General features: G+C 41.8%; 19 protein-coding genes. 16 read left to right on the top strand and 3 right to left on the bottom strand.

Annotation, left to right across the window (positions count from 1 at the left end):
• The first annotated feature begins 127 nt into the window (after nt 1–127).
• Complete coding sequence (locus SWOO_RS14375) at nt 128–1009, top strand: 6-carboxytetrahydropterin synthase (RefSeq protein WP_012325396.1); 882 nt, start codon at nt 128–130, stop codon at nt 1007–1009.
• Nucleotides 1010–1088: 79 nt separating this feature from the next.
• Nucleotides 1089–1898 carry a M23 family metallopeptidase gene (locus SWOO_RS14370; RefSeq protein ID WP_041418176.1) on the top strand — a complete coding sequence of 270 codons (810 nt, stop codon included), beginning with the start codon at nt 1089–1091 and terminating at the stop codon, nt 1896–1898.
• A 158-nt stretch (nt 1899–2056) separates the two neighbouring features.
• On the opposite strand, the gene SWOO_RS14365 is transcribed toward SWOO_RS14370, so the two are convergent.
• Entirely contained in the window at nt 2057–2368 is a 312-nt protein-coding gene (locus SWOO_RS14365; protein WP_012325394.1) for a hypothetical protein, read from the bottom strand.
• Nucleotides 2369–3031: 663 nt separating this feature from the next.
• Here SWOO_RS14365 and SWOO_RS14360 point away from each other — a divergent pair.
• The 13 genes from SWOO_RS14360 to SWOO_RS14300 are packed head-to-tail and all read left to right on the top strand — an operon-like array spanning nt 3032 to nt 13423.
• A complete protein-coding gene (locus SWOO_RS14360; protein ID WP_012325393.1) occupies nt 3032–3655 on the top strand; it encodes an LON peptidase substrate-binding domain-containing protein in 624 nt (207 codons plus the stop codon).
• A 35-nt stretch (nt 3656–3690) separates the two neighbouring features.
• Complete coding sequence (locus SWOO_RS14355; protein ID WP_012325392.1) at nt 3691–4341, top strand: sigma-70 family RNA polymerase sigma factor; 651 nt, start codon at nt 3691–3693, stop codon at nt 4339–4341.
• Complete coding sequence (locus SWOO_RS14350) at nt 4334–5074, top strand: ChrR family anti-sigma-E factor (protein ID WP_012325391.1); 741 nt, start codon at nt 4334–4336, stop codon at nt 5072–5074. The genes SWOO_RS14355 and SWOO_RS14350 overlap by 8 nt, the downstream gene beginning before the upstream one ends.
• 9 nt (nt 5075–5083) lie before the next feature.
• Entirely contained in the window at nt 5084–6031 is a 948-nt protein-coding gene (locus SWOO_RS14345) for a YbgA family protein (protein ID WP_407636072.1), read from the top strand.
• Nucleotides 6031–7440 (top strand): deoxyribodipyrimidine photo-lyase, encoded by a 1410-nt coding sequence (phrB, locus tag SWOO_RS14340; RefSeq protein WP_012325389.1) that lies wholly within the window; start codon nt 6031–6033, stop codon nt 7438–7440. The genes SWOO_RS14345 and phrB overlap by 1 nt, the downstream gene beginning before the upstream one ends.
• 27 nt (nt 7441–7467) lie before the next feature.
• Complete coding sequence (locus SWOO_RS14335; RefSeq protein ID WP_012325388.1) at nt 7468–7899, top strand: nuclear transport factor 2 family protein; 432 nt, start codon at nt 7468–7470, stop codon at nt 7897–7899.
• Complete coding sequence (locus SWOO_RS14330) at nt 7896–8612, top strand: SDR family NAD(P)-dependent oxidoreductase (RefSeq protein ID WP_012325387.1); 717 nt, start codon at nt 7896–7898, stop codon at nt 8610–8612. Before SWOO_RS14335 ends, SWOO_RS14330 begins: the two co-directional genes overlap by 4 nt.
• 6 nt (nt 8613–8618) lie before the next feature.
• Complete coding sequence (locus SWOO_RS14325; RefSeq protein ID WP_012325386.1) at nt 8619–9872, top strand: NAD(P)/FAD-dependent oxidoreductase; 1254 nt, start codon at nt 8619–8621, stop codon at nt 9870–9872.
• Complete coding sequence (locus SWOO_RS14320; protein ID WP_012325385.1) at nt 9869–10588, top strand: DUF1365 domain-containing protein; 720 nt, start codon at nt 9869–9871, stop codon at nt 10586–10588. The genes SWOO_RS14325 and SWOO_RS14320 overlap by 4 nt, the downstream gene beginning before the upstream one ends.
• Before the next feature lie 40 nt (nt 10589–10628).
• Nucleotides 10629–11891 carry an SAM-dependent methyltransferase gene (locus SWOO_RS14315; RefSeq protein WP_012325384.1) on the top strand — a complete coding sequence of 421 codons (1263 nt, stop codon included), beginning with the start codon at nt 10629–10631 and terminating at the stop codon, nt 11889–11891.
• The gene (locus tag SWOO_RS14310; RefSeq protein WP_012325383.1) at nt 11869–12381 is read left to right on the top strand and encodes a DUF2878 domain-containing protein; all 513 of its coding nucleotides are present in this window, start codon (nt 11869–11871) and stop codon (nt 12379–12381) included. The genes SWOO_RS14315 and SWOO_RS14310 overlap by 23 nt, the downstream gene beginning before the upstream one ends.
• Nucleotides 12378–12890, top strand: a complete 513-nt coding sequence (locus tag SWOO_RS14305) for a chalcone isomerase family protein (RefSeq protein ID WP_041417667.1) — start codon at nt 12378–12380, stop codon at nt 12888–12890. Before SWOO_RS14310 ends, SWOO_RS14305 begins: the two co-directional genes overlap by 4 nt.
• The gene (locus SWOO_RS14300) at nt 12887–13423 is read left to right on the top strand and encodes a DUF3833 domain-containing protein (protein ID WP_012325381.1); all 537 of its coding nucleotides are present in this window, start codon (nt 12887–12889) and stop codon (nt 13421–13423) included. Before SWOO_RS14305 ends, SWOO_RS14300 begins: the two co-directional genes overlap by 4 nt.
• Nucleotides 13424–13488: 65 nt before the next feature.
• Here the strand turns inward: SWOO_RS14300 and SWOO_RS14295 are convergent, their stop codons facing one another.
• Both SWOO_RS14295 and SWOO_RS14290 read right to left on the bottom strand, forming a co-directional pair.
• Entirely contained in the window at nt 13489–14061 is a 573-nt protein-coding gene (locus SWOO_RS14295; RefSeq protein ID WP_012325380.1) for a VOC family protein, read from the bottom strand.
• A gap of 68 nt (nt 14062–14129) precedes the next feature.
• Complete coding sequence (locus SWOO_RS14290; protein ID WP_049774471.1) at nt 14130–14609, bottom strand: L,D-transpeptidase family protein; 480 nt, start codon at nt 14607–14609, stop codon at nt 14130–14132.
• Nucleotides 14610–14820: 211 nt separating this feature from the next.
• On the opposite strand from SWOO_RS14290, the gene SWOO_RS14285 reads away from it, so the two are divergent.
• On the top strand, nt 14821–15660 hold the full coding sequence (locus tag SWOO_RS14285; protein WP_012325378.1) for an ion transporter: 840 nt from the start codon (nt 14821–14823) through the stop codon (nt 15658–15660).
• Nucleotides 15661–15684: the final 24 nt, after the last annotated feature.

Below are 15684 nucleotides of genomic sequence, written 5' to 3'. Positions count from 1 at the left end.
ACCCCATGTAAACTTGCACCAAATGAGTCGATGATTTTCTCTTCATCAACTTAGCATATTTTAGTTCTTTGGCCATCGCCGAGTGGACGTATTAACAGGTAGACTGTTTTTCTACCTAGGAGAGTAAATGCAACTTTTTGTTAGAGATTTAACCGTGATTGACTTTTCTTATCTGTGTCCCATTCGTGGCATGGTGGGAGAGAGCTGGATTGTCGATGTATTACTCGATGGCGGTTTAGATGAACAAAATATGGTGCTCGACTTCTCAAAAGTGAAGCGCACAATTAAAGACACCATTGATAATGTCGCCGATCACCGATTGCTGATCCCTACAGCTTGCAGCGAAGTTCGCTGGCAACAGCAGGGCGACAGAGTATGGATGGATTTTAATAGCCTTAAAGGGGATATACATCTGGCCTGCCCTGAGCAAGCTTTTGCGCTTATTCCTAGTGAGCTTATCGATTTTGAAAGTGTGAATACCTTTTTGCAAAAAGCCTTAAAAGAGGTGTTACCCGATAACGTTGATGGCATTGCGTTAACCCTCAGAAATGAGCTTCATGAGACGCCTTTTTATCATTACTCCCACGGTTTGAAGAAGCATGATGGAAACTGTCAGCGTATCGCCCATGGTCACCGTAGCCCGATAAATATTTTTGAGAATGGGATCTCGGCACCAAAATGGGATGAATATTGGGCTGAACGTTGGAAAGATATCTACCTTGGCACTGTAGAAGATGTGGTTAAGATTGATGAGTTAACGCTTTCACCTCAGGCGAAGGTGAGTGATGACACTCATTTTGGCTTTCACTATCAAGCCCCACAAGGTGATTTTCAACTGGCGATGCCTAAACCCATGTGTGAGATTATTCCCCACGATACAACGGTCGAGCTGTTGGCTGAGTTTGTAGCCAATACATTAGTTGAAAAGTCACCTCACAGTCAGTTTAAAGTCATCGCCTACGAAGGTGTAGGTAAAGGCGCGATATCGGTTAAAGGTCATCAAGCATAGAGCTTGATATTCACTATTGGAGATGAGTTTGAAATATATTAGCACCCCATCTGTTTTGTCTTCTGCTGTGTTCTGCTGCATGGTGATAAGTAGTTTACTGATATCAAGCCATGCATCAGCTCAAGTTGAGCTGGTGGGTAAGATGGAGCAGGGGGCGTTAATTCGTGCTCAGGTTGAACCGGGAACAAAAGTTTCACTCAATGGGGAAGCGGTTAAAGTTACCCCAAAAGGTGATTTTGCTTTCGGCTTTGGCCGTGAAGCTGAACTCAATCAAGAGCTAAAACTGGTTTATCCTGATGGTTTAACTCAAATAATGCCACTTACTATTAGTGAAAAAGAGTACAAGATTGATAGGGTAAATGGGATCAGTAAAAAGATCATGAAACCAGATCCTAAAGCGGTGGAGCGCTCTAGAAAAGACAGTAAGCAGGTCAAAGCCGCCCGTGCACAATTTTCAGAGCAAAATGCTTTTACTCAAGATTTTATCTGGCCTCTCACAGGTAGAATTTCTGGCGTATATGGCAGTCAACGTGTCTATAACGGCAAACCTGGAAATCCTCATTATGGCGTCGATGTTGCTGCTAAAACAGGAACCGTTGTGGTCGCTCCCGCCGATGGCATTATCAGTTTATCAGTAGCGGATATGTTCTACTCAGGTGGCACGGTTATTCTCGACCATGGCTATGGTGTCAGCTCTAGTTTTCTTCACTTAAGCAAACTGTATGTCACAGAGGGCGAGGCGATAAAGCAGGGGCAACCCATCGCAGAAGTCGGTGCCACAGGACGAGTAACTGGTCCTCATCTTGATTGGCGGGTCAACTGGTATCAGATGCGATTAGATCCCGTAACCATAGTGCCATCCATGGCGAGTGTGCTTAATAAAAAGTAGATGTTGAGAGCTCAACTTCAAAGCAGAGGCTAGCTATTTTAGATTTCTAAGGCTAGCTTTCCAGCTTGAACCCGTTGAATGATTTTTGAACGCAATCTGCTCGTTGAACTAATTATTTGAGACTAATTAGTGTAGTAAATGTCTCTTAAGTATTTGACCTAAAGATAAGCAGGCGGTTTAGCGAATGTATTTGTTAGCCAGATAATCATCTCTGGTTGATGGGGGCACAAAACAACCATTTTACTTGCAGCATCACTCTGACTTAACTCGCCTATCTCTAGTCTTCCTAATAAAGTCGAAAATTCATTATATATTTTCTTATTTTTACGGAAACAAGGAGATGTGTAATGGGAGGGAAGAACTAAACTATCAAGATCTGTATTGTTGTATGTATCATTATTTTTATTAACGTTATTGGCGCTGCAAGCAGTGAGAAATAGCAGGCAGCAGACTAATGATAGCTTTTTCATATTGAACTCAATGAATATAAATTTAGTCTAATATTTTCTCAGCTTATAAAAATAAAAAAAGAGTGGGTTACAAAATGATACACAGGTGGTGAAGTAAGTAATTATTTTTGATGAAAGAGTTTCTCTTTTTATCAAATAAGGATCCGTTTTCATATCCGGTGAGCATAAAAAGATAGCAAGGTAATTGTCGTTAATGAAAATATTAAAAGGATATTAATAGTTTGGCTTTGATTAGAGCTGAATGTTTGCGGCTAATGAAATTTAATATCTTCCCCAACCCGAGTAGCTTATTGTATTGGTAAGTTGTCAAAACTTAGAGTTATGTGTTGCTGTTGCGCGCTTTTTCGTAACGATTCGATTACACTTTTGATTGTTCTTTAGCATCCAGGGAAGATTTCTCCTCTGTGTCTTCAGTAACGAAAATTCATTGCGATGAGCATTTATGTTTCCTGTTAATCAACTCTCAACGTTTACCAAACAAATGCTCTTTAATCTCATTTTCGAGTCAGTTTCTAATCAAAATTAGCTTCAAATCAATCTAATCGCTAAATCGAACTGAACTTAATCAAATTAACCTCTTCGCTAGAAGGCGAATGTAGAACTTTTTATCTGAGTGCAAAAGTTAATTGATCCAAATAGGCATTCAAACCGTATTTTAGTTCAATGAAAGACTATCTGGTTGTGAATGTGGATGATATAAGAACTAATTTTTTTGCAAAGCGTTTGCCTGTAATGCCTCTGCCATTGGCAATATTACCTGGTGGAATTCAACGGCTAAAGATATTCGAACCCAAATACCTCTCTATGATAAAAGTCGCTATTGAAGGTGAGGGCTTTGTAGTCTGCTTGCATAAAAAGGATTCTCCATACTCCAGCTCTAATTGGGGAGTGTGGGTAAAAATTATTGATTTCAATTTAGGGGAAGGCAGCATTTTGTTAATCGATATTCAAGCATTAACTATGGTCAAACTTAACACTGTAGAGCGAGATGCTTGTGGGTTACTCACAGCGGCATTAACTCCTATACAGCATTGGGGTTTTCGTGAAATTAGTGCTGAAACACGCGAATTAGTTGAGTCTCTTCGTGAGATTTTTAAGTCTCATATCAGTTTGCGAGAACTCTATAAGAAAACTCATTTTTATGACGCTAATTGGGTTTGTGCAAGGTTTATTGAGGTGTTACCTTTATCATTGAATGAAAAGGAAAAATTTATATTTGATTATAGCTTTGACCAAATAGAAGGTTTTTTACATACTTTAATTCAAGGTACAGTCAAAAACAGTTGATCCTTTTCGGTTTGGGTTACGTATAGGTGCATATAGTGCTGGAAAATGAGTACACCAATATGCAGAAAGTCGAGGGGATCCGACACATTGTCGAGGTCAATAATATCATCTCTAAACAAACACAAGAGCAGGTTCCTACTGAGCTAAGTGCTTGGATAGTGCTAGTTGCCACTAAGCGCGATAAACGTGCATTTACTGCTATTTTTACTTTTTTTGCCCCCAAGATTAAGCGCTTTGGCATTAAGCAGCTCAACACGGACGCCATGGCGGCAGAGCTGGTGCAGGAGACGCTATCACGTGTATGGAACAAAGCGTCCCTTTTTGACCCTAATAAGGGCGCTGCAACCACATGGGTTTATAGCATCATGAGAAATGCCGCTTTCGATATGTTGCGAAAAATTAAGGTTAAGAATGAGCTGTTACTTGGCGACGATATCTGGCCAATTGAAGCCGAAGAGTATAGCACCAGTGAAGAGTTCTCTGATCATTTGATGGACAGGCAGATAGCTGATTATGTTGATCAGTTACCAGAAGCTCAAAAGTTAGTCGTCAAAGGGGTATATTTTCAAGAATTATCTCAAGAGCAACTTGCTAAACAGCTCAATATTCCAATTGGTACTGTTAAGTCCAGATTAAGGTTAGCCCTTGCTAAGTTAAAAGAGCAGGTAGGAGAGTCACATGATTAAATTACATCCTAAAGGGCCGCTTCTGTCCTCATTTGTTGAAGGATCTTTGCCTGCTTCGCTTTCAGTCGTGATTGCTAGCCATATTGAGATGTGTCCTGAGTGCCAAAAGCAGGTTGAACTCCTGACAGAACAAGCTGCGAATGCTTGTTTTGGTGAAAGTTCAACCTCAGCTACACAGTCAGGCTTAGGGCCACAAGTGGAGAGGCTTTGCGAAGAGTTAATGGATTCTGACATTGAAGCATCACTCAGTGGCAGTGAATTGTCTATGTTGGATGCGATAACGTCCATTACCGAGGTTGAGCACAGTGCAGAAACTGTGGATTTGGCGGCCATTATAGATAAAGAAATTGAGGTTTCTGGTGCTAAATTTAAAGTGCCAAGGGCGTTAAGAAACATTGAGATAAAACCGTTTCAGGGCTTGGGCAAACTTTCTCGCTCTCGTTTGAATATTGAAGATGGCGACTTAAGAACCAGCCTGCTGCATATCGATAAAGGAGGCAGTGTCCCGACCCATACTCATAAAGGGTTTGAAGTGACTTTGTTACTGCAGGGCAGCTTTGAAGATGAGATGGGGGTTTATCAAGCGGGAGACTTTATTTGGCTTGATGCTGAGCACACTCACCAACCAGTGACTAAAACAGGTTGCGTGTGCCTCACTGTTTCAAATGACGCGATTCACTTTACCAAAGGGGTCAGTCAGTTACTTAACCCTATTGGTCAGTTCATCTATTAGTGGGAGATGATGATGGATAAAAAACTCAATATTGGGATCAGCGCATGCGTCATGGGGGAAAATGTACGTTATGACTCAGGCCATAAACGCTCACAATTTTGTACCGAAGCATTGTCAGAATTTGCTAACTTTAAAGCATTCTGTCCAGAGGTTGCTATTGGACTGCCCATTCCGCGGCCCACAATCCGCCAGATAATAAAAGATAACATTATCACTGTATCTCGCCCTGATGGCAGTGGAGATGTAACCGAAAAATTAACGGCATATGGTAAGCAAGTTGGAGAGCAGATAAGCCATCTGAGTGGTTTTATATTTTGTGCTAAAAGTCCAAGTTGCGGTATGGAGCGAGTTAAGGTCCATCACCATCATGGTAAAGGTTCTGAGTCCAATGGCGTCGGTTTGTTTGCTCGTGAGGTAATGAAGGCTAATCCTCTGTTACCTGCAGAGGAAAATGGCAGACTCAATGATGCAGTGATCCGTGAAAACTTCATGACACGCGTGTTTACTTATCAAAAGTGGCTAGATTTAGCCGCCAGTGGCATAACAAAGCACAAGCTTATTCAGTTTCATAGTGAGCAAAAGTACCTAGTGATGAGCCACCATATTGAGAGTTATCGTCAGCTAGGGACGCTACTTGGAAGTAGTGATTTAGCCCTTGATGAGTTAGCTAACCAGTATATCGCAGGTTTGATGGAGGCACTTAAAAACAAGGCATCACGTAAGAGCCACACTAACACATTACATCATCTGCAAGGTTACTTTAAAAAGCAGCTTGATCACGCAAAACGTCAGGAGTTAACTGAGCAGATTGATGCTTACAGGCTGGGGCTGACACCACTCTTAGTGCCATTGACCTTAATTAAGCATTATTTACTGGAATTTCCCAACGAATATCTAAAGCAGCAGGCGTACCTTAATCCTCATCCTAAGGAGCTAAGGCTAAGGTATGGCTATTAATGGTATTACTTTGGATCCGCAGGGATCTAAGATGCTTTGATAACCCTGCTTTAATGGATGCGGTGGCAAATGGCTGCCGCTATGCTCTGTTTATTTCAACCCCGCAGCAGTGGGACTTGCACCACGAAGCGCCGATTAAGCTAGATTTTATCCGCAGGCATCTACTACAACTGGAGCAGCAGCTTTTTGAGCTTGGAGTTAAGCTTGTTCACCTAACGTCAACAGATTTTAGCGCGCAAAGTGAGCTGTTAATTCGTTTTTGTCGTGAACATCATATCCACCGTGTACTTGCTAATTCAGAACCTGAATTTAATGAGCAGCAAAGAGATAGATCACTACTTTCAAGTGGCTTAGATATTGAGTTTTATGATTGTGATGTTATCGCTCCAAGGGGAAGAGTGCTCAATCAATCCGGCGAGATGTTTAAGGTGTTTACCCCTTTTAAAAAAGCCTGGCTTAAACATGTACGGGAGTTTGGAGTTGAGTGCATCGGTAGGCCTCAGGGTTTAAGTAAGCCTCTGTCACCCCCCGCTCGTGATTTAATAGGGGAGTTGAATTCGTCATCCTCCTTAATAAACTCTTCATCATTATCTACTTCTTGGCCATTGGCGGATGAGGTAATGGAGAAGGTCATCCCGCATTTTTTTAGTGCAAAAGTGTGTGACTATAAAGAAAGGAGGGATTTTCCTGCCATCAAAGGTACATCTGGTTTATCTCCCTATTTGGCGATTGGCGCATTGAGTCCAAGGACCCTATATCAACAGCTTTTGGCACGCTACCCTCAGTTAATTGAAGATGATAACCACCCTGCATTTTGTTGGCTTAATGAATTGATTTGGCGTGATTTTTATAAGCACCTGCTGTTTCATTACCCTAGACTATCTAAACAAACTTCTTTTCTTGAAAAGTATGCAAAAACCCAGTGGCCGGGTACGCAAGCAGAGTTTGATGCCTGGAGCAAAGGTGAGACTGGTTACCCGCTGGTGGACGCCGCTATGAGGCAGCTTGTTAGAACAGGCTGGATGCATAATCGATTGCGCATGGTCGTTGCGAGTTTTTTAACTAAACATCTTTTGGTGGACTGGCGACAGGGTGAACAGTTTTTTATGTCGCATCTCATCGATGGCGATCACTCTGCCAATAATGGTGGTTGGCAATGGGCTGCAAGTACTGGCTGTGATGCTCAACCCTATTTTCGGGTTTTTAATCCAATACTTCAAAGCCAAAAGTTTGATCCAAATGGTGACTTCATTCGTAAGTATCTACCAGAGCTTAATGATATACCTACAAAATATATTCATTTCCCCCATGACTATATGGCGAAGCACGGGGTATCAGATACTTACTGGCCTCCAGTAGTAGAGCATAAAGCCGCTAGATTGAGGGCTATCGCATTTTATAAGGGGTAATACGTTAAGTATTACAAAGGTTAAATTATGGTTCATGCCTTATGGCTTCAAAATTTTATTTCTGTTTACAGCGAGTTAGGGGTCAACAACTTAACCTCTCTTCATCAGATATACCATAGAGAAATCGAGTTTAGTGATCCACTGCACCGTGTGGATGGAATTGACGAATTGATGAGCTATTTCGACTCGCTTTATACCAATATTGATGAATGTACTTTTCATATAGACACGGTTTTCTCTTGTGAAAACCAAGCTGCTATTTATTGGACCATGACCTTTTGTCACTCAAAGCTAAATAGCGGTGAGAAGATTGTGGTTGAAGGACACTCTCATCTGGTGGAGCGAGATAATAAAGTTGTTATGCACCGGGATTATCTCGATGTCGGTTCTATGCTATATGAACATATTCCGCTGCTAGGTAAAGCGGTTAAAGCTATCAAAAGGCGGGCTGTCAGATGAGAACTGTGATGATAACAGGCGCCTCCTCTGGGATAGGTAAAGCCCTAGCGCAACATTATGACCAGTTAGGTTGGCAAGTATTGGCGTGTGGTCGCGATCAGAATCGGTTAATGGAGGTTGCATCATCTGCTCAAACGATACAAACCTTAGCGTTCGATCTTACAGATAAAAAGCAAGTTGAGCAGATCTCTTCTGATTTGCCTGCGTTAGATATGCTTGTCTTTAATGCTGGGGATTGCCGTTATATCGACAACGCGATGGATTTTGATGCTGAAAGTTTTGAAACCATTATTCAAACGAATCTTATCTCAGTGGCTTATGGTCTTAAGGCTTGGCTTAAACATATGAAAAAAGGGGGGAGAGTTGTGTTTGTTAGCTCAAGTGCCGAACTGTTAGCTCTGCCTAGGGCTGAGGCTTACGGTGCATCTAAGGCTGCACTATCTTACCTTGGAGAGTCTCTGAGCATAGATTTAGCACAACATGGTCTTGAAGTGAGTATTGTTCGCCCCGGATTTGTGAGTACCCCTTTAACGGCAAAAAATGACTTTCCCATGCCGATGCAGGTAACCAGTCAGCAGGCTGCTATTTGCATCGCTAAGGGCTTAGCTAAAGGTAAGCATCATATCGATTTCCCCTCCAGTTTTACCTTCTTAATGAAACTATTGGCTTGTTTACCTTTTAGTGTTTGGCGTCGACTCGCCATAAGGATGTAGTGTCTGATGAAAAATATTGCCGTTATTGGTTCTGGAATATCGGGACTAACCAGTGCTTACCTTTTAGATAAAAGCCATAAAATCACTGTATTTGAAAAGAATGATTATGTTGGTGGGCACACCGCGACCGTCGATATAGAGCATAGTGGTAAAAACTACGCCATAGATACTGGTTTTATCGTATTTAATGATAGAACTTATCCGCGTTTTAATAAGCTGTTACGCCGTTTAGGTGTTGAAAGACAAGAGACTGAGATGAGCTTTAGTGTGCATGACAGAAGCACAGGTTTTGAGTATAACGGCCATGGTATCAACTCACTATTTGCCCAGCGCCGAAACATCTTCAGACCTAGATTCTGGCGATTAATTGCCGATATCATCAAATTCAATAATCGTTGCAGGGCACTGCATGAATCAGACTCTATTCCACAAGGACTTACACTCGGTGAGTTCTTAGCTGAACAGCAATTTTCCACCACTTTTAGCCAGCACTACATCTTACCAATGGGGGCGGCAATTTGGTCAACAAGTTTGGCAAAGATGCAGACCTTCGAGCTTTCCTTCTTTATTCAATTTTTTTATCACCATGGCTTGCTAAATATTGTCGATAGACCCCAATGGTATGTGGTGCCTAGCGGTTCTCGCTCCTATGTCGACAAGTTAACTGAGCAGTTAACGCAGCCAGTTGTGCTTAACGCTAACCTCATTGGAGTGACTCGTAAAGAGGAGCGGGTACAGCTCTATTTTAATGACGGGCGAGTGGAGGTGTTTGATGAAGTGATTTTTAGCTGTCATTCAGATCAAGCACTGTCACTACTGATGGACCCATCTGAGAAAGAGACTCAGGTGTTATCAGGGATACCTTATCAGAGTAATGAAGTAGTACTGCACACCGATGAGTCTTTATTGCCTAAACGAAAGCTGGCATGGGCAAGCTGGAACTATATGCTTGATGGTCAAAAAGACTCTTTAGCTAATGTGACCTACAACATGAATATATTGCAGGGAATTGAATCGAAAAGTGCATTTTGTGTGACCTTAAATCAAACCGCTTACATTAACCCAGAGAAGATTCTTAGACGCTTTGAATATGATCATCCGGTGCTAGACAGCAATACGGTTAACGCTCAAAAGCGAAGAAGAGAGATCTGCGGTAAGCATAATACCCATTTTGTTGGTGCATATTGGTATAACGGTTTCCATGAAGACGGCGTTCACAGTGCGGTAGACGTGACTGAACGTTTTGGACTTACTTTATGAAAAGTGGCATCTACCAAGGGCTGGTGTATCACCGTAGGCAGGGAACGTTTGAACATGAATTCACTTACTCTATCTACATGATGGCTATCGATATTGATGAGCAGGAACAGGTATTTCATCAAAGTTATATCTTAGGGCTAAATTGGTTTAACCCTATCCGTTTTCGTGAAAAAGATTACCTCCAAAGTGAACCAGGAGAGCTTAAAGAACGTATTGCTAATAAAGTTGAACAGTTAGGCGGTAAACCGATAGATGGTCGAGTATTGATGCTAGTTCAGTGTCGCTGTTTCGGTATCTATTTTAGCCCCATAAACTTTTACTTTTGTTACGACAAAAACGATGTTTGTCAGTATATGCTTGCTGAAGTGAGTAATACTCCTTGGAACCAATGCCATTACTACCTTATTGATATGAAAGGGGATATGGTGATTGATAAAGCATTTCATGTGTCGCCGTTTATGGAGATGGATATGCGTTATCACTGGCGAGTTATTCCGCCTTCAGATAAAGCGTTTGTACGGATTGAAAATCATAAAGAGGGCAAGCAGTTTGAAGCCAGTTTGGCGTTGAATAAGCGGGAGATTAGCCGACGTCACCTGTTTAAAACTTGGTTAAGCCTGCCTGTTATGAGTGTCAATATTGTATTCGGGATCTATTGGCAAGCGTTAAAACTGTTTTTGAAAAAAGTTCCTTTTATTGCTCACCCTGAAGGGTAAGTCACACTTTAACATATTGAATGTACTATCGAGGTTAACAATGGAAAGTACGCAAAAACAGATATCCCTAGTTAAGTCCTCTTGGTTAATTGACCGGTATCGACTGCTACTGCATAAGGTACTATCTCGACTTCAAGGTGGCTATGTTGAGATTGATGAAGCGGGTTGTACTTTGGGGTTTGGCGATATTCACTCAGAGCTGAAAAGTAAAATAGTGGTATTAGACAGTGAGTTTTACCGTGCTCTTATTCAAAATGGGAGTATCGGCGGCGCTGAAAGCTACATTGCTCAGCAGTGGACCTGCAGTAACTTAACCACCTTGATTCAGATAATGGCAAGAAATCAGTCTCAACTGGATGAGTTAGATAGTAAGACTCAGTGGTTGAGTAAATTAAAGAATCAGTTTCTACGCTTTCAAAATGCCAATACTGAGAAGGGCTCAAAGCAAAATATTCTTGCTCACTATGATATCGGCAATGATCTATATAAGCACTTTCTTGACCCTGAAATGCTCTACTCTTGTGCCATTTACAGTGACAAAGCTCAGGATTTAGACAGTGCTCAACTCAATAAAATGGATGAGATATGCCAGAAATTGGAACTGAATCCATCAGATCATCTTATTGAAATAGGGACAGGTTGGGGCGGTTTGGCAATACATGCAGCTACTCATTACGGCTGCAAAGTAACGACTACTACGATATCCGATGAACAATATCTCTATGCTAAACGCCGAATAGAGGTTCTGGGTCTGAGTGAGCAGATAACCTTGCTTAAGTCTGACTATCGCAAGCTTGAAGGGCAATACAGCAAACTTGTGTCAATAGAGATGATAGAAGCGGTAGGGCATGAGTATCTAAAAGGCTTCTTTAGTATCTGTAGTGGTTTGTTAAAGCCTGATGGCAAGATGTTGATCCAAGCGATTACTATCGCTGATCAACGTTATGATAAATATCGCTGTAGTGTTGATTTTATTCAGAAATACATCTTTCCTGGTGGTTGTTTACCCTCAGTTAATATCATGGCGCATCATATAGCCAGTGATACGGATATGGTGATTGATGCAATGGATGATATTGGTGTTCACTATGCCAGAACATTGAATGATTGGAGAGAGAGGTTCGAGCAGGAGTGGCATTATCTTGCCTCAACAGGCTATGACGAAGAGTTTAAGCGCTTGTGGTTATTTTATTTTGCTTATTGTGAAGGGGCTTTTCTTGAACGAGTGATCAGTACTCATCATGTCGTGGCTCGAAAGCCTGAGCATATAGGTTATAAAAATGAAACGATTTTGGCTTATTAATCTTGTTTTGTTTCAGGCGACTTGGTTTGTATCGGCAATATACACCGATACAGCGTGGCCCTATTTGATAGCCATTTTTTTACTGCACCTCTTATTATCGCCAACTGTAAAAGAAGATATTCGGCTGCTTATTTTACTGCCAATCGGTGTGGCAGTAGATAAAGTGTTGATAGATTTAGGGGTATTTCATACCTCTGCTGAGGTCTTCCCACTTTGGTTAATACTGATTTGGGTCATGTTTATTATCAGTTTCAACCACAGTCTAAAGTGGTTGATGGCTATGCCACTTGTTCTTAGTGCACTAATCGGCGCGATTGCTGGTCCACTAAGCTATCGATTGGGTGCAGAGCTTGGTGCACTAGAGTGGGGAGTGGCTGAGCTTAATGGGTTACTGATTTTAGCCGCAGTTTGGGCAGGCCTATTACCCTCATTAGTGATTGGGTATCGGCACTTGAGACTTGATTTTGCACTGGATAAAAAGGGGGCATGATGAAAATACTGTATCTTGTTTTATCGATATTTTCATTGAGTGTTAGTGCTTCACCATTTCCTCAACTGATTAAATCTGGTGAAGGCGAGATGGATTATCTTTTTTGGACCATCTATCGAGCAGAGCTTTATGTTGAATCACTTCCTTACCAAGAGGAGTCGTTTCCCAAAGCATTGAAGATAGAGTACTACAGAGATATTGATAGCGATGATTTAATTGATGCGACAAAAGATCAATGGCTCCACCTTGGGATCAATCAGGCGCTAATAAATCAGTGGACTGCAGAGTTACCCACTATCTGGCCGGATATCAGCAAAGGTGATGAGCTGATTATTTATGTTAGTAAAGACGGTGAGAGTACGTTTTATTCGGGGCAAGAGGGTCAAACGGTCAAAAGGCTGGGACAGGTAGATGATAATCAGTTTGGCAGAGCATTTTTAGATATCTGGCTATCAGAGAAGACCACAAAGCCTAAATTAAGGGCGAAGTTAATGGGGAACGTAGAGTGAGTATATTGTTTAAAAGGTATCTATTGACAGTGTTTGCTCTGTGTCTGGCCGCTTGTAGTACGCCTAGCTTAGAGGATTATAAGGAAACCACTCCAGAGCTTCATTTGAATGAGTTTTTCAATGGCAAGCTAGTGGCTTACGGAATAGTACTAGATCGTTCAGGTAAGTTGCTGCGCCGCTTTAAAGCCGATATTGATGCTAATTGGCAGGGAGATAAGGGTGAGATTAAAGAGTGGTTTGAGTTTGATGATGGCGAGAGTTCTACTCGGGTTTGGCAGCTGACTAAAGAGGGGGAGAGTCTCTATGTTGGTGAAGCTGGTGACGTGGTAGGTAGGGCGTATGGGGAAACTCGAGGCTCTGCACTCTTTTGGCAATATGATCTGCAGATAGAGGTAGATGGAGAGAGTTTGCAAGTAACACTTGATGATTGGATGTTTCTGTTTGATGAGCAGCGTCTATTCAATAAAACTGAGATGACAAAGTTTGGTTTTAAGGTTGGGGAAGTGATCCTTTATATCGAGAAAATAGAGTAAGTCAGTGTTGAACTGTCGATAAAGGTGAGCCGTTGGCTCACCTTTTTTGTGTCTCTACTCCGAGCTTATGATTGCTCTGAAGCAATCACCTCTTTAATGCCGTGGGGGTGAACCTTGATGCAGATATTGCCCTTTTTAAAGGCGATGGTTGGATTGGCAAGGCGTTCATACTCCCCTGATGGTGAGCTTAATTTAACCTTTGTCTCCGTTTTATTATCAATCACATCGGCTAAATGGGGCACTCTTTCAACTAACGCTTGGGTTAATTGCTCACAGTTATTCGCCTGACATGGCAATACTAATTCGATATGTTCCCAACCTTCGATAGGGTACTGTTTACTCCCAGGATAGGGGAGTTCAATACAGTCAATGGTGAGGTTAGTTAGTTGCAGTGGTGTATTGAGCTCGATAATGAGTATTGGGCGACCATTAATCATATTGTTTGAGATCACCACTCCATCGTTGCACAGTGCGTTACTGAGCTCATCGGCAACTGAAGTGCTATTTACCCTGAGTGCTGCATGATCACATTCAAGGCTTAATTGGTCTAAGCCTAGCTCCTCTAAAAAGAGATTAATGTTGTGAGTAAAGTCAGGCCAACTGCTATGTAAATCAGCAAGAGTAAGAGAGTTATTCATTAATGAGTTCTTTCATTTCCAGTGTATTGATTGGTTTTTCTGAGTGTTTGGATACTTATTGTTTTTGACTAAGGCCAGATCTCAATGGGAGTACCAGGTTCAATTGAGCCCCATAACTCATCCATCTGTCGATTAGTGATGGCGATACAGCCATCGGTCCAGTTAAATTTCTGCGCTTCTTCAGGTGTCAGAGATGAGTTGGGGTTTTGCCCATGGATCATGATCTGTCCCCCAGGGCTAATGCCCAGAGCTTTGGCTCTGAGCTTATCCTCATCATTGGGGTATGAGATATGGATTGCGCGGTAATAAGCACTATCGGACTTTTTGTAATCTAAGATATAACGGCCTTCTGGAGTGCGCTGATCTCCCTCTTTAAGCTTGTGGCCTTTGGGTCTATCGCCCATGGCGATCCGGTATTGACGCATCACTTTTCCGTTACGCATTAACACCATTTTTGCTTCTGACTTTGTTACAACGACAAGATCTACTTTTCCTAAGCTTGAGGTTGATGAACTATCGGGGGAGTGCTGTTTTGAGCTGGCAGCCATGCTTGGTTGTAGAGCACAGAGTAAAAATAGAGAGGTGAGCAGTAAAAGAGTTCTGTACATGTATTGTGAAGCTCAATAATCGAATTAACGTATTTTAGTATAGTAACCTAAGTGTGCTGCTTAAATCGAATTTTCTGTCACAGGTGCTGCCATTGGTATTATGGGTTAATAGTGGCAAAATACTTGATTCCAATGGTGGGGAATAGGTTTCATGGAACAAGATACGCAAATAAATCAAGAAGACACGATAAAGCTTAAGTTAAGAAGAGTGATATTTGGTACAGATACGAGACTCGGTCGCTATTTCGATATCAGTTTAATCATCTGCATTATTTTGAGTGTGACCTTAGTATTTCTCGATACTGTTGCCTCGATAAATAGCCAGTATGGCCAACTAATTAGTGTATTAGAGTGGTTTTTTACCATTGTTTTTACCATCGAGTATCTGTTGAGACTCTACTGCTCTGCTCAACCAGTGCAATATGTGAGGAGTTTCTATGGGGTTGTCGATCTGCTCTCTATTTTGCCGAGTTATCTGGCACTGCTCTTCCCTGGAGCAAACTTTACGTTAGTCATTCGTATTCTGAGGTTGTTCAGGATCTTCCGAGTGCTGAAATTGTTACGATATCTTAGTGAAGGCAATGTATTGCTCAGAGCTATGTTACAGTCTGGTCGCAAAGTGTTTATTTTCTTTTTCTCTGTCAGTCTGATCGTGATGGTGCTCAGTGCAATAATGTATGTGGTTGAAGGGCCTGGAAATGGGTTTACTTCAATCCCTAAGTCTATCTATTGGACCATAGTGACCATCACCACGGTGGGGTATGGCGATATCACTCCTGGTACTAACCTAGGTCAAGCCATCGCTGCATTTACCATGCTGCTTGGCTATTCGATTATTGCGATCCCGACAGGTATTTTAACGGCAGAGATCTCCCAAGAGATGGGAAAAAGTAAAGATCTTCGTCGCTGTAGTAACTGTCTTAAAACAGGTCATGAGAGTGATGCCTGCTACTGCGATCATTGCGGTAGTGAGTTGGAAGCGGAAATATAGCACCAAATATTAATAATATAAGTT

The sequence above is a fragment of the Shewanella woodyi ATCC 51908 genome (assembly GCF_000019525.1).
Taxonomy (GTDB): Bacteria; Pseudomonadota; Gammaproteobacteria; order Enterobacterales; family Shewanellaceae; genus Shewanella; species Shewanella woodyi.
The sequence above is the reverse complement of the archived record's forward strand: the minus strand, read 5'-3'. Positions and strand labels throughout refer to the sequence as shown.

Coding starts and splice junctions, on each gene's coding strand:
- SWOO_RS14375 (WP_012325396.1), top strand. CDS start 128: ATGCAACTTTTTGTTAGAGATTTAACCGTGATTGACTTTTCTTATCTG.
- SWOO_RS14370 (WP_041418176.1), top strand. CDS start 1,089: ATGGTGATAAGTAGTTTACTGATATCAAGCCATGCATCAGCTCAAGTT.
- SWOO_RS14365 (WP_012325394.1), bottom strand. CDS start 2,368: ATGAAAAAGCTATCATTAGTCTGCTGCCTGCTATTTCTCACTGCTTGC.
- SWOO_RS14360 (WP_012325393.1), top strand. CDS start 3,032: ATGAAAGACTATCTGGTTGTGAATGTGGATGATATAAGAACTAATTTT.
- SWOO_RS14350 (WP_012325391.1), top strand. CDS start 4,334: ATGATTAAATTACATCCTAAAGGGCCGCTTCTGTCCTCATTTGTTGAA.
- SWOO_RS14345 (WP_407636072.1), top strand. CDS start 5,084: ATGATGGATAAAAAACTCAATATTGGGATCAGCGCATGCGTCATGGGG.
- phrB (WP_012325389.1), top strand. CDS start 6,031: ATGGTATTACTTTGGATCCGCAGGGATCTAAGATGCTTTGATAACCCT.
- SWOO_RS14335 (WP_012325388.1), top strand. CDS start 7,468: ATGGTTCATGCCTTATGGCTTCAAAATTTTATTTCTGTTTACAGCGAG.
- SWOO_RS14330 (WP_012325387.1), top strand. CDS start 7,896: ATGAGAACTGTGATGATAACAGGCGCCTCCTCTGGGATAGGTAAAGCC.
- SWOO_RS14325 (WP_012325386.1), top strand. CDS start 8,619: ATGAAAAATATTGCCGTTATTGGTTCTGGAATATCGGGACTAACCAGT.
- SWOO_RS14320 (WP_012325385.1), top strand. CDS start 9,869: ATGAAAAGTGGCATCTACCAAGGGCTGGTGTATCACCGTAGGCAGGGA.
- SWOO_RS14315 (WP_012325384.1), top strand. CDS start 10,629: ATGGAAAGTACGCAAAAACAGATATCCCTAGTTAAGTCCTCTTGGTTA.
- SWOO_RS14310 (WP_012325383.1), top strand. CDS start 11,869: ATGAAACGATTTTGGCTTATTAATCTTGTTTTGTTTCAGGCGACTTGG.
- SWOO_RS14305 (WP_041417667.1), top strand. CDS start 12,378: ATGATGAAAATACTGTATCTTGTTTTATCGATATTTTCATTGAGTGTT.
- SWOO_RS14295 (WP_012325380.1), bottom strand. CDS start 14,061: ATGAATAACTCTCTTACTCTTGCTGATTTACATAGCAGTTGGCCTGAC.
- SWOO_RS14290 (WP_049774471.1), bottom strand. CDS start 14,609: ATGGCTGCCAGCTCAAAACAGCACTCCCCCGATAGTTCATCAACCTCA.
- SWOO_RS14285 (WP_012325378.1), top strand. CDS start 14,821: ATGGAACAAGATACGCAAATAAATCAAGAAGACACGATAAAGCTTAAG.